Source organism: Spirillospora sp. NPDC029432 (assembly GCF_040703975.1).
Lineage (GTDB): Bacteria > Actinomycetota > Actinomycetes > Streptosporangiales > Streptosporangiaceae > Spirillospora.
The window spans coordinates 300,081-312,584 of the sequence record NZ_JBEZWH010000001.1; the positions used below are offsets into that span (position 1 = coordinate 300,081).

A 12,504-nucleotide genomic window follows, 5' to 3' on the forward strand; every position below is an offset into this window, starting at 1 on the left:
GGGCCGTTTCAGCGGGTCAGCGCTCCGCCTCGACGGCGTGCTCCACGAGGCCGAGGAACGCGCGGTTCATCGCCGCCACGTCCTCCGGGCCCGCCGGGCGCCGCCCGGCGAGCAGCGCGTAGCCGTACATCGCCTCGACGGCCAGGGCCACGACGGACTCGCTCGGCGTCGCCGCGAGCCGGGCGATCAGCGGGTTGCGGTGGTTGAACACCAGCGTCGGCCCGGCCTCCCCGCCCGCCTCCTCCGCCGCGTCCTCCGCGGCCTTCTCGAATTCGGCCCACACGCTGTCGGCGGGCGGCGGATCGAGCGCCGGGCCGCCGGCGGCCAGGTACAGCACCGGCAGCGACTCGGGAGCGAACGACCGCAGCGCCGGAACGCACTCCCGCGGCTCCAGCGTCCGCTCCGCGACGGCCAGGAAGTCCCGCGCCGCGAGCTCCGCGGCCGGGTCCGGCCGGTCGAACCGGGTCGCCAGGTCCGCCGGGTCGAGCCGCCGCACGACCAGCCCCGGGTCCAGCAGCCGCAGCCGCTGGAGCACCTGGGTGTGGTACGTGTAGCCGCCGTTGACCAGGCCGATGCCCTGCGCGGCGGCGATGCTCGCGTACTGCTGGAACTCCTCGACGCCCAGCGTGTACCGGATGTCGCGGTGCAGCTCCCGGAACCGCGCGAGCGGCATCTCGCCGTCGCAGGTGGTGAACGGCACCCACTCGTCCACGATCCGCAGCATCTCGACGTCGTGCGCCGCCAGCGCCAGCACGCCCCGGTAGTGGACGTCCAGGAACGCGCGCAGCCGCTCCGGATCGGTCAGCGCCATCCGCACCAGCCAGCCCCGGACCTGCTCGCCGAGCCGGACCCGGACGGTGGCCAGCAGGTCGTCGTCGTAGAGCTGCTCGCGGCCGGCGGTGGGCCGCAGCTCCGTCGCGTCCACCGCGCACCGCACGAAGAACGCCCAGTCCGGCAGCACCTTCTCGACCCGGTCGCCGACCAGCATCCGGCGCAGGTACACCCGGTGCTTGGGCGGGTCGCTCGGGTTCGTCTCGCGCGGCAGCACGTACGCGACGCCGCGCAGCCCCGCCTCGGGGACGTCCAGGTCGATCACCTCGAACGGCTCGGCGCCGAGCATGGCCGTCCCGTGCCGGAGCAGCGCCTCCCGCCGCGCGTCCGGGCCGCCGTCGTGCCGGGCCTCCCAGGGCGGGTCGCCGTCGTCGACGCGGACGCCGTTCAGCCGGACCTCGTACGGCAGGTACGCCCCGTAGTGCCGGACCAGCTCCCGGACGGTGTCCTCCTCCAGCCAGTGGCCGAGGTCGCGCCGCGGCCGCAGGGTGACGGTCGTGCCCGGCCCGTCCCGCTCCGCCCTCTCGACGGTGTAGCGTCCCCCGGCGTGGCCGCGCCAGCGGACGGCGTGCCCGCCGGCGGCGCTGCGCGTCAGCACCTCGATCTCGTCGGCGACCAGGAAGCACGACAGCAGCCCGATCCCGAACTGGCCGAGGAAGTCGCTCCGGGAGAACCCCAGCTCGTCCCGCTTGGACGAGCGGCCGATCGTTGCCAGCAGCTCGTGCACCTGCTCCTCCGTCAGCCCGATGCCCGGGTCGTGCACCCGGAGCGCCTCACCGGTCTCGATCCGGATCACGGCGCCGTCCGCCGGACCGTCCACCGCCGCCCGCGCGGTGATCGCGTCGACCGCGTTCTGCAGCAGTTCGCGCACGTAGACGCGGGGGCTGCTGTAGAGGTGGCGGCTCAGCAGGTCGACGATCCCGCCGAGGTCGACCCGGAACCCGTGCTCGCCCGCAACTCTCTCCTGATCGTTCATCACACCGTCGGACGCAACGGGTCCCCGGACGGTTCTGCCCGGTCGCCGTCGGCGAGGGCGAACACCGCGCGGGTGTGCGCGCCGGTGCCGAGCAGCGACTCCCAGCGGCGGGCGCGTGCCAGCAGGGACGGGCGCGTGTTGCCGGCGAAGCGCGTGTAGGTCCAGTCGTCCTCGGGCGGGCAGGGCGGATCGCACTCGTCCTCGGGCCACGTCCAGACGGTGTCGCGGCCCGCGGCCACGACCGCCTCGCAGACGAGCACGGCCGCGGCGTGGGCGCGCAGATGGTCGAACGTCGCCTCGTCATCGTCGTACCGCAGGTGGTAGAGGCGCAGGTTCCGCTGGACGACGCCGAGGGCGTCGTCGAGCGCGCCGGTGGCGGCGCAGTAGCGCAGGTGCTCGGTGACGGCGGCGGCGGACGAGGCCGTCTCGCGGGTGCGTTCGTGGACGGAACGGGCCAGGCCGGCCCGGCCGGCCCGCAGATAGGGGACGAGCAGCAGGTCGCAGCCGTCCGGGCCCGCGGCGAGCGCGGCGGCGTCGTCGCCGAGGTCGAGATGCCAGCGGACGCGGCGGCGGACCTGGCCCTCCGCGTTGTACCGGTCGTGGGGCGGCAGCGCGTCGAAGGCCGCCCACGCCTTCGCCGCCCCGTCCCGGTCGCCGCCGCGCGTCCGGAAGGCGGCGCGGTACCAGCGGAGGTGGTGCTCGTCGCCGGTGCCGGGACGGCGGTGGCGTTCCAGCAGGCCGAGCAGCTCGTACACCTGGGCCAGGTGCAGGCCGGGCCGGTCCAGGACGCGGTCGAGCGCCGTCGGGACGGCCCGCCACATCCGGTCGAGCCGCTCGGCGCCGAGCAGGGACGGGTCCGCGTCGTGCAGCCGGAACAGCTCCAGCAGGTCGCGGGCCAGCTCGAACCGCCAGCCGTCCCAGCCGTCGCGGGTCAGGTCGTCCAGCATCGCCGTCCGGGCGGCGCCCACCGTCTGGGGCAGGTCCGCGAGCGTCGCGTTGACCGTGATCTGCTGGAGCAGCGCGATCCTGCGGCGGCCGAGCGGTTCGGCGGTCGCGGCGTCGAGCGCGGCGGCCAGCTCCGCGGCGCCGGTGGCGGGCAGGTGGGTCACCGGGTGCGGGAACGCGGGCGGCACGGCCGGCCGGGACGGCAGTTCGACATGCGCGACCGGCTCCAGCGCCAGCCGCTCGCGCACGCGGTCGAACTCGGCCGTGACGCCGTCCGGCTCGTCCAGCTCCTCGGCGGCGTCGACGGCGTCCCAGTACAGGTCCCGTTCCAGCGCGGCATAGGTGTAGAGCGGATTGTCCTCGCAGGCGGGACCGTCGCAGCCGCAGTCCCACAGCCACTCGCGGTCCATCCCCCGCGCCAGGACCCGGCGGCACAGGGCCGCCCCCACGGCCGCGACCGCCGTCCCGTGGAGCGACCCGGAGGTACGGTTGCGGATGCGCCGCAGGTTGCGGTGCAGCACCTGGAGGCCGCGCTCCTCGTTGCCGGTGAGCAGGCAGAACTCCAGCTGGGCGAGGATCGGATCCAGCTTCTGCTCAGGCAGGTCCCAGGTGCGCTCGTGGATCGCCACGGCCTCGTCGATCCGGCCGAGCCGCACGTACGGGACGAGCAGCCGCTGCTCGACCGGGAGGCCGTCCGTCAGCGGGACCTGCCCGGCCACCACCGGCGCCAGCGACTCCACGGCCAGGTCGTACCGGCCGAGCCAGGTCCACATCTCGGCGTCCGCGGCCAGGATCCGGTCGTGCAGGAGGCGGTCGTCGGGGAACTCCCGCGCCCGCAGCGACCGCCAGATCCGCTCGGCCTCGGCCGCGTCCCCGCGCCGCGCCGCCACCCGCATCCGGATCATGTCGAGCTCGTACGGCACGAACGGCAGGGTGCGCGGGTCGTACCGGCCCAGCTCGTCGGCCAGCCGCAGCACCCGGTCGGCGGGCTCGGGGTAGAGCTCGACGTAGAAGCCCAGCAGGTCGAGGAGCTGGCACCACAGCGCCCGCACGCAGATCGCGTCGTACCGGCCGGGCTCGGCGTGCCAGGCCAGCAGGCACGTGCGCAGGAGCCCCAGCCACGTGCGGGTGGTCTCGCGCGCGCCAACGCCGGGCCGCCAGCGCAGCGCGGAGCCGTATCCGAGCCGGGCGTACATCAGCACGCCGGGGTCGCCGAGCGCCTCCGCGTGGGCGAGGCAGTCGGCCATCTCCGCGAAGAAGGCGCCGTGGTCGGCGCCCGCCCTCTCCGGTTCCAGGTCGTAGGCGGCGTCGATGCGCCGCAGGATCTCCTGCGCGTCGAGCATGGGTCCCGTCTCTCCGGCGGCCGCCCCCGCGGGCGGCCGTTCCCCTCGGACGCGAAGCCCCCGTGATCGGTTCGCCCGGCGGCGGCCGGGACGCCGCGCCCGCCCTGAACGCGGCGTCCCACCGGAGTGTCGAACGGTCAGTTGCCAGCCAGCGCGCGGCCGGCGTCGCGGGCGGCGGCCAGCGCCAGGGAGTGCTGCTGCTCGGCCAGGTCCTTCAGGCTCTCCATGCCGGGGGTGGTCGCGGCGAGGGTCAGCTCCCGCTTGATGAGGGTGAGGTCGGCCTGCCAGATGTCGGCCAGGACGCGCTCCAGGTAGGGGGTGGAGTGGTCCCAGCCCTCGCGCGGGGCGCCGGGACCGTACCCGCCGCCCAGTGTGGTGGCCAGGACGGTACGGGTGCCCTTCAGCAGGGGAGTGGTCGGGCCGGCGCCCGCCAGGACCAGATCGACCCACGTCTTGAAGTGCTGCGAGACGCCGTAGTTGTACAGCGGTACGGCGAGGATCGCGGCATCGGCGTTCTGCAGTTCCTCGGAGAGCGCACCGGCCAGGGCGACCGCCTCGCGCTGGGCCGGGGTGTGCTCGGCCTCCGGGGTGGCGCCCGCGGTGGTGGCCAGCGCCCAGGCCTCGGCGGGCAGGGGGTCGGTGCCCAGATGGCGACGGGTGACCGTGCCGTGGGGGTGCGCGGCGGTCCACTCCGCCTCGGCGAGGTCGGCGATCTGGGCGCTGGTGGAGACGCCGGGAAGGATGCTGGCGTCCAGGCGGAACAGGTTCATCAGGGTGACTCCTCAGGGACGGGTCCGGCGGTGGCCGGCGATCGGGTGCCGGCCGGTGCCGCGTTCCATGGAGCGTAAGCGGACCGTACCCCGCTTATATTCCCGGGGGTAGATTTGCCCGCGTGGAACCGTTCGAGGTGCCCTTCGGCAGGCCGCGCGTCGAGCGCGCCGACGCGGCGCGCAACCGCCGGCACCTGCTGGAGACGGCTCGCGAGATGATCGCCGAGCACGGGACCGAGAAGGTGACCATGGACGCCCTGGCCGAGCGCGCCGGCCTGGGCAAGGGCACCGTCTTCCGCCGCTTCGGCACCCGCGCCGGCATCTTCGCGGCGCTGATCGACGACGACGAGCGCCGCTTCCAGCACGCGGTGCTGTCGGGACCCCCGCCGCTGGGGCCCGGCGCGGAACCCGTGCAGCGCCTGATCGCCTACGGCCGCGCCCGCATCGCCTTCCTGCTGGACCACCTGGCGCTCGCGCGGGCCGCCATGGACCGCAACCGGACGCTCCCCGCCGCGGGAGCGACCCTGTCGCAGCTCCACATCCGCATGCTGCTGGGCCAGGCCCGGCCGGACATCGGCGATGAGCTGGACGGCCTCACCCTCCAGCTCACCGCCGCCCTGGAAGGGCCGCTGCTCTACGTGCCCGCGATGGACGCCGTCGAGCTGCCGGTGTCCGGCGACGCGCTCCCCCTGGCCGAGAGCTGGCAGGTCCTCGTCGAGGGCCTCGCCCGGCCGGGACGCTGAGCGCGCCCGGCGCGGCCGTCCCCCGTCCGAGCTACCCGCGACTGTCCACCACGCGGTGATGAATCCGCCACGGCGGAATCAATAGCGTTCTCAATGTGACAGGGGCCAACATTTCGGCGGCCTTTTACGGCAGCGGCGGAAACGCCGGTGCGCCGGCCGAGGAATCGGCGGTCACGCAGCTCCCGAGAACACCCGCTTTCACTGGAGGAATCGATGTTCCGCAAGTTCAGGACGTCCGTCGTGGTCGCCGCCTGCGTCGCCGTGGCCGGCGCGGGCCTCACCGGCTGCGATGGCGAATCCCTGGAGAACTGGGACCCGCTCGCCTCCGGAAAGGAAGCCGACCCGTTCACCGGCACCAAGAAGATCGAGGTCGGCGGAAAGTCGGTGAACGTTTCCTGTGCGGGCACCCGGGGCGAGGGAAAGCCGGTCATCGTCCTCATGCACGGCGGGGGTGACGGGCTCGGCAAGATGGCGGCCCTCCAGAAGACGCTCAGCGGCGAGAACCGGGTCTGCTCGTACGACCGGCTCGGCGCGGGCGCCAGCGACAAGCCCGACGGCCCACAGGACCTCGCCGCCAGCGGCAAGGTCCTCACCGGGGTCCTCGACCGGGTCGCCGGCGACGGGCCGGCCGTCCTGGCCGGGCACTCGCTGGGCGGGCTGATCGCCGCCAGGTACGCCCCCGACCAGCAGAAGCGCGTCAAGGGCCTGGTCCTCATGGACGCCACCTCGCCGACGATGATCGACGACATCGGCAAGGCGATCCCCGCGTCCGCCACGGGCCCGTCGGCCCAGCTGCGCGCGCAGAACCTCGCGGTCTTCAAGGGCCAGAACCCCGAGAACCTGGTCATCGCCGACGGGAAGGCCCGTTCCGTCGGGAACATCCCGGTGGAGGTGCTCCAGCACGGGAAGCAGTACCTCGCCGCGGCCAGCCCCGAGTACGGGCAGCGGCTGGAGCGCGCCTGGTCCGCGGGGCAGCGCCAGTGGGTCGCCATCTCCGGCCGCGGCAAGCTGACCACCGCCGAGAAGAGCGGCCACTACATCTACGTCGACCAGCCGGCCCTCGCCGTCCAGGCCATCGAGCGCGTCACCGCCCAGGCCGCGGCCTGACCGGGCGCCGGCACGATCCGGCCCGCCCCGCCCGCCGCGTCCCTCGGCCGCCCGAGGTGATCACGGGGGCGGGGCGTCGGCCTCGGCCAGGCGGCGCAGCAGGCCGGCGAGCGTCCGGCGGTCGGCCGCGGTGAGGCGGCCGAAGACCTGCCCGTCCACCCGTTCGGCGGTCCGCCGCGCCTCGGCCAGGGTCTCCTCGCCGCGGTCCGTGAGCACGATCGAGTACGCGCGCCGGTCCCGCGGCGCCCGCTCGCGGGCGACGAGCCCGCCCTCTTCGAGCTCGTCGATGAGCCGGAACATGGTGGACTTGTCGATGCCGATGCGGCCGATGAGCTCCCGCTGGCTGACCGGGCCGTACAGCGGCAGCGCCAGCAGCACGGCGAAGCCGCGGACGTTGATCCCGAGCGGGCGCAGGGCCTCGTTCATCCGCTCGCGGCTCCGGTTGTGGGCCTCCGCCAGCAGCATGCCCAGCCCCACGTGGTCGGCGGCCGGGCCGCCCTCCCCGGACAGCAGGCGTTCGAGCAGATCGTCGAGCATGCGCCCATACTAGTCCCGGCTGATATAGTCTCATCTGAGATTATCTCAGGCGTGCTAGAGGGGTGGGGGCCGTGGAGAACGCCTTGTGGCTGATCGCGAGGCGCTCGTTCGCCGAGAGCCGGGCGCGGACGGCCGCGACGCTGCTGGCGGCGGTGGGCTCGATCGCGCTCATCGCGGGGTCGCTCCAGTTCGCGCTGCGCGCGCAGGACGCGGTGGCGGGCAGCGACGCGAGCGAGTACGCCCGGACGGACGTGCTCGTCCAGGGCGGGGCGGCGGACCCGGACGACCCGTACGCGCCGCCGGACGGCCGGATCCGGCTCGACCGGGTCGCGGCGCTGCCGGGCGTCGCGGCGGCCACCGGGGACGCCGCGGTGCCGGTGACGGCCGCCCGCCCCGGCGGGCAGGCGATCATGGCCTCGGCCGAGGGCCGTACGCTGCTGCGCCCCTGGACGCCCGACCCGCGGCTGAACCCGTACCGGATCGAGGACGGCCGCGCCCCCGCCGCGGACGGCGAGGTCGCCGTCGTGCGGCACATCGCGCGCGCCGGGAAGCTGCGCGCCGGCGACATGATGACGCTGACGCTGCCCCGCGAGACGCGCCGGGTGCGGATCGCCGGGATCGTCGGCGTCCAGGGCCGCGGCGCGGTGGCCGCCGGGGACCTGGTGCTGGCCCCTCCCGAGACCGTACGGCGCGCCGCGATGCTGCCCGCGGGCACCTGGCAGGCCGTCTGGGTGAAGGCGGCCCCGGGAGTGCCCGCCGACCGGCTGCGCGGCGAGCTGGCCCGGGAGCTGGGCGGCGGCGCCACGGTACGGACCGCCGAGTCCGTACGGCGCGCGCAGGCGGCCGCCGCCGCGAGCGAGGGCGCGTCCGTCGCCGGCGTCGTCGGCATGCTGGCCGCCGTGGCGGTCTTCGTCGGGCTGTTCGTGGTGGCCAACACGTTCGGCACGCTGGTCCGGCAGCGGACCCGGCGGCTGGCGCTGCTCGGGGCGATCGGTGCCACGCCGCGGCAGATCGGCCTGCTGATCCGGCTGGAGGCGCTGGCGCTGGGCGGGATCGCGGCGGTGGCCGGGACGGCCGCGGGCCTCCCGCTGTCGGCGCTGATCGTCCGGCTGTTCGCGCGGGACGGCTTCGACGTCTCCGCCGCCGGCACGCGGCTCGGCTGGGTCGCGCTGGGCGTACCGGCCGTGGCGGGGATCCTGGTCACCCAGGCGGCCGCGTGGCGGGCGGCGCGCCGCGCCGCGGGCGTCTCGCCCGTCCAGGCGCTGCGCAGCACCGCCACCGAGACCCGGGAACGCCGCCTGCCCCGGCTGCTGGCCGCGTCCGCCGTCTTCCTCGGCGCGGGCTTCTGGCTCGCCGTGGCCGCCGCGATCCGCTTCGGCGACCCGCCCGGCCCGGACCGCACGTTCGCGGTCTCGCTGATGACCCTCTTCGGGGCGCTGCTCGCGGTCGCCGGGCTCGCCGTCCTCACCCCGTTCCTCGTCGGTCCGCTGGGCGGCCTGGTGGGCCGCGCCGGAACGCTCGCCGGCGGCGAGACCGGCCGCCTGGCGCACGCCACCATCACCCGCAGCCCGCGCCGGGTCTCCGCGGCCGCCTCGTCGCTGATGCTGGGCGTCGCGCTGGTCGCCTCCGTCGCGCTGGTGACGATCTCCGTGAACGACCGCTTCCGCGAGGCTGGACGGCAGGTCATGGCCGCCGAGCACGCGATCGCCTCGACCGCCCGTACCGCCGAGGGGGCGCCCGCTCCGCTCGCCCGCGACACCGCCGCCCGGCTGGCGGGCGCGCCCGGGGTGACGCGGACGGCCGTCCTCACGCAGACCGAGGTCAAGCTCGTCTCGCCGGAACGGACCGAGCCGGGCGAGGAGCCCGAGCCGTTCTACTTCCTCGTCAGCGGCGCCGAGCAGCGCGGCCTCCGCGACGTGCTGCGGCTGGGCGGCCGCCCGCCCGAGCTGCGGCCGGGGGAGATCGCGCTTTCGTCGGCCGTCATGGAGGACCGCGGTCTCCGCCCCGGGCAGCGGATCGTGGTGCGCGGCGCGCACGGCCGGACCGCGCTCACGGTGGCGGACGCCTACCACGACCCGTCCCACCTGTTCGCCGACCAGGCGCTCGCGGCGCCCGCGACGATGGAACGCCTCGACGCCGGCGCCGCGACCCGGGCGATCCTCGTCCGGGGCGGCACCACGGAGGCGCTGGAACGCGCCGTGGCCGGGGTGCCCGGCGTCCGCGTCCTCGACCGCGACGCCTACGTGGCCGCGGCGTCGGCCTCGCTCACCCGGGCGCTGCGGGCCACGCACACCTTCGTCGGCATGGCGCTGCTGCTGGCGCTGTTCGGCATGGCGACCACCGTCTCGATGAGCGTCGCCGAACGCACCCGCGAGTTCGGGCTGCTGGGCGCCGTGGGCGCCACCGCCCGGCAGATCCGCTCGATCGTCCGCTGGGAGGCCGCCACCGTGGTCGCGCTCGGCACGATCCTCGGCCTCGCGGTCGCGACGGGCACGCTGGCGCTGCTGCACGTCCTGACCGGCAGCTCGTTCCTGCGCCCCGACCCGCCCTGGTGGCTGTTCCCGCTGGTCGCGGCCGGCGCGGCGGTGGCGACCCTGGCCACGACGGCCCTCCCCGCCCGCCGCGCCGCCGCCGTCCCCGTCCTGGAGGCCGCCAAGGCCGAATGACCCTGAATGACCCCGAGCGACCCCGGCCCGGGGCGCGGCACCAGGCCGGGGCCGGTACGGAAGGTGTCAGACGTCCAGGCCGGGGCGCCGGCGCAGGTGGCCGTCCTCGCCGATCTCGAGGACCGTGTCGATCCCGATCCGGTCGAGGAACGCGACGTCGTGGCTGACGACGAGGAGGGCGCCGCGATAGGCGTCGAGCGCCTCCGCGAGCTGCTCGACGCTGGTGATGTCGAGATTGTTGGTGGGCTCGTCGAGGATCAGCAGCTGGGCGGGCGGATCCGACAGCAGGAGCCGCGCGAGGGAGACGCGGAAGCGCTCGCCGCCCGAGAGGGTGCCGGCCGGGCGGTCGGCGGCGTCCCCGCGCAGGAGCAGCCGGGCGAGCTGGTTGCGGATCGTGCCGGGCGGCGTTCCGGGAGCGACCGCGCGGACGTTGTCCATCGCGCTCGCGTCCTCGTCGAGCCCGTCCAGGCGCTGGGGCAGGTAGCCGACGAGATCGGTCAGGAGCCGCCCGTACGGCCGGCCGGGGGCCGCCGTCCCGCCCTGGACGAGATGCTCGATCAGCGTGGACTTCCCCGTCCCGTTCGCCCCGACGAGCGCGACCCGCTCGGGCCCCTGGACCACCACGGTGCGGTCCTCGTCGTGGATCTCGGCGAGGCGGCGCCCGCGCGGCACGTCCGGATCGGGAAGGGTGAGGTTGATGTGCCTCTCCTCGCGCACCCGCGCGTCGGCGGCGTCGACCGCGGCCTGGGCCGACTGGACCTTGTCGTCGAGCGTGGAACGCAGCGAGCCCGCGGACGCCTGGGCCCGGCTGGCCCGGTTGCCCGCCAGGATCTTCGGGATGCCGCCGTCCTTCTGGGTCTTCCTGGCGGTGCGTTCCCTGCGGGCCAGCTTGATCTCGGCCTCGGCGCGCTGCCGCTTCTCGACCTTGAGCGCGTGCTGGGCCGTCCGGGCGGCCTGCGCCGCGGCGGCCTGCTCCTGCTCCAGGTGCTCCTTCCACGCGCTGTACGGGCCGCCGAAGGTCGCGAGGCCGCCGTCGTGGAGCTCGGCCGTGGCGTCCATGTGCTCCAGCAGTTCGAGGTCGTGGCTGACGACGACGAGGGTGCCGGGCCATTCGTCCACGAAGCCGGCGAGCCTCGCCCGGGTGGGCCGGTCGAGGTTGTTGGTGGGCTCGTCGAGCAGCGTGATCGGGGTGCGGCGGACGCGCAGGCCGGTGACGGCGATGAGCATCGCCTCGCCGCCCGACACCTCGGCGACGCTGCGGCCGAGGTCTCCGGCGGAGAACCCGATCTGGTGCAGGGCCTCGTCGGCCCGCGCCTCGATGTCCCAGTCGTCGCCAATGGTGTCGAAGTGGCGCTCGGCGGCGTCGCCGGCCTCGATCGCCTCGATCGCGGCGAGGATCCCGTCGATGCCGAGGAGCCCGGCGATGGTCGTGTCCCGGTGGAGGGTGAGCGTCTGCGGCAGGTAGCCCACCTCGCCGACCGTGTCGATGTGGCCGGCCGCCGGGGCCAGGATCCCCGCGATCAGCTTCAGGAGGGTCGACTTGCCGGCGCCGTTGCGGCCGACGAGGCCGGTCCGGCCGGCCGTGAACGTGCCGTTGACGCCGGAGAGCGCGACGCTCCCGTCCGGCCACTCGAACGTCAGGTCGCGGAGCGTGATGACGGATTTGCTGGACATCGTTAGCGGTTCTCTGCTTTCTGCCCGCCGGCGCGGGACGGATGTGATCGAGATCGGTCCGGTGTCGACCGGCGCGCCGGTTCGGCTCGCGCAGGAGAGGCCGCCGCCATGAACGGGCGGAAGGAGATCATGCGAGAGGGCAGCGGTCACCACAGAGACGGGAGCGACGCTCCCGCTGGTGAAAGCCACCGGCGGTCCGGTGGCTAGAGTCTGTCGACCTCGATCAGCATGATCCCGATTTTATCAGCCGCGCCCGGAGGCCGGCCCCGGCGCGCCGTCCAGGTAGGCCAGCACCGCCCGCACGCGGCGGTGGCCGGAGTCGTCCGGCGCCAGGCCGAGCTTGGCGAAGATGTTGCCGACGTGCTTGTGGACGGCGTTGTCCGAGATCCGCATCCGCTCGGCGATGGTGGCGTTGTCGTGGCCCTGGGCCATGAGCGCGAGCGCCTCCCGCTCGCGGGCCGTGAGGGTGTCCAGGGGGTCGCCGCCGCGGCGCGCGAGGAGCTGGGCGACCACCTCGGAGTCCATGGCGGTGCCGCCGGTCGCGACGCGCCTCAGGGCGTCGACGAACTCGGCCACCCGGCCGATGCGGTCCTTGAGGAGGTAGCCGATGCCGCCGCGGCCGTCGGAGAGGAGCTCGCCCGCGTAGTCGCGCTCGACGTACTGCGACAGCACCAGGATCGGCAGCGCGCCGTGCTCGCGGCGGGCCCGCAGCGCCGCGTGGATCCCCTCGTCGCGGAACGACGGGGGCAGCCGCACGTCCACGATGCCGATGTCGGGCCGGTGCTCGGCGACGGCTTCCAGGAACGCCTCGCCGTCGCCGGCGACCGCGGCGACCTCGCAGCCCTTCGCCGCCAGCAGCAGCTCCAGGCCGCCGGCCAGCAGGACGTTGTCCTCGGCGATCACGATCCGCAC

9 protein-coding genes are annotated in these 12,504 nt (G+C 75.1%); 3 read left to right on the plus strand and 6 right to left on the minus strand.

Translation table 11 applies throughout. The features are described 5' to 3' along the window. Window positions 1-16: 16 nt before the first annotated feature. The 3 genes from AB0881_RS01315 to AB0881_RS01325 form a co-directional block, all read right to left on the minus strand. Window positions 17-1,807, minus strand: a complete 1,791-nt coding sequence (locus tag AB0881_RS01315; RefSeq protein WP_366613366.1) for an HSP90 family protein — start codon at window positions 1,805-1,807, stop codon at window positions 17-19. Then, a complete protein-coding gene (locus AB0881_RS01320) occupies window positions 1,807-4,095 on the minus strand; it encodes a hypothetical protein (RefSeq protein ID WP_366613368.1) in 2,289 nt (762 codons plus the stop codon). Before AB0881_RS01320 ends, AB0881_RS01315 begins: the two co-directional genes overlap by 1 nt. Before the next feature lie 137 nt (window positions 4,096-4,232). After that, on the minus strand, window positions 4,233-4,865 hold the full coding sequence (locus tag AB0881_RS01325) for an NAD(P)H-dependent oxidoreductase (protein WP_366613370.1): 633 nt from the start codon (window positions 4,863-4,865) through the stop codon (window positions 4,233-4,235). Window positions 4,866-4,987: 122 nt separating this feature from the next. Between AB0881_RS01325 and AB0881_RS01330 the strand changes: the two genes are divergently transcribed. Beyond that, entirely contained in the window at window positions 4,988-5,608 is a 621-nt protein-coding gene (locus AB0881_RS01330; protein ID WP_366613372.1) for a helix-turn-helix domain-containing protein, read from the plus strand. Between the two features lie 213 nt (window positions 5,609-5,821). Next, the gene (locus AB0881_RS01335; RefSeq protein ID WP_366613374.1) at window positions 5,822-6,715 is read left to right on the plus strand and encodes an alpha/beta hydrolase; all 894 of its coding nucleotides are present in this window, start codon (window positions 5,822-5,824) and stop codon (window positions 6,713-6,715) included. A 60-nt stretch (window positions 6,716-6,775) separates the two neighbouring features. On the opposite strand, the gene AB0881_RS01340 is transcribed toward AB0881_RS01335, so the two are convergent. Then, window positions 6,776-7,252, minus strand: coding sequence for a MarR family transcriptional regulator (locus AB0881_RS01340; RefSeq protein ID WP_366613376.1), 477 nt, complete (start codon window positions 7,250-7,252; stop codon window positions 6,776-6,778). Window positions 7,253-7,323: 71 nt separating this feature from the next. Here AB0881_RS01340 and AB0881_RS01345 point away from each other — a divergent pair, with 71 nt between their 5' ends. Continuing rightward, window positions 7,324-9,918, plus strand: a complete 2,595-nt coding sequence (locus tag AB0881_RS01345; RefSeq protein WP_366613378.1) for an FtsX-like permease family protein — start codon at window positions 7,324-7,326, stop codon at window positions 9,916-9,918. Between the two features lie 66 nt (window positions 9,919-9,984). Here the strand turns inward: AB0881_RS01345 and AB0881_RS01350 are convergent, their stop codons facing one another. Beyond that, window positions 9,985-11,592, minus strand: a complete 1,608-nt coding sequence (locus tag AB0881_RS01350; RefSeq protein ID WP_366613380.1) for an ABC-F family ATP-binding cassette domain-containing protein — start codon at window positions 11,590-11,592, stop codon at window positions 9,985-9,987. 243 nt (window positions 11,593-11,835) lie between these two features. Next, window positions 11,836-12,504: a response regulator transcription factor gene (locus tag AB0881_RS01355; RefSeq protein WP_366613382.1), complete on the minus strand. Its 669-nt coding sequence runs from the start codon at window positions 12,502-12,504 to the stop codon at window positions 11,836-11,838.

What these genes read in the sequence shown, in the direction of transcription:
- AB0881_RS01315 (WP_366613366.1), bottom strand. Translation starts at nt 1,807, where the DNA reads ATGAACGATCAGGAGAGAGTTGCGGGCGAGCACGGGTTCCGGGTCGAC.
- AB0881_RS01320 (WP_366613368.1), bottom strand. Translation starts at nt 4,095, where the DNA reads ATGCTCGACGCGCAGGAGATCCTGCGGCGCATCGACGCCGCCTACGAC.
- AB0881_RS01325 (WP_366613370.1), bottom strand. Translation starts at nt 4,865, where the DNA reads ATGAACCTGTTCCGCCTGGACGCCAGCATCCTTCCCGGCGTCTCCACC.
- AB0881_RS01335 (WP_366613374.1), top strand. Translation starts at nt 5,822, where the DNA reads ATGTTCCGCAAGTTCAGGACGTCCGTCGTGGTCGCCGCCTGCGTCGCC.
- AB0881_RS01340 (WP_366613376.1), bottom strand. Translation starts at nt 7,252, where the DNA reads ATGCTCGACGATCTGCTCGAACGCCTGCTGTCCGGGGAGGGCGGCCCG.
- AB0881_RS01350 (WP_366613380.1), bottom strand. Translation starts at nt 11,592, where the DNA reads ATGTCCAGCAAATCCGTCATCACGCTCCGCGACCTGACGTTCGAGTGG.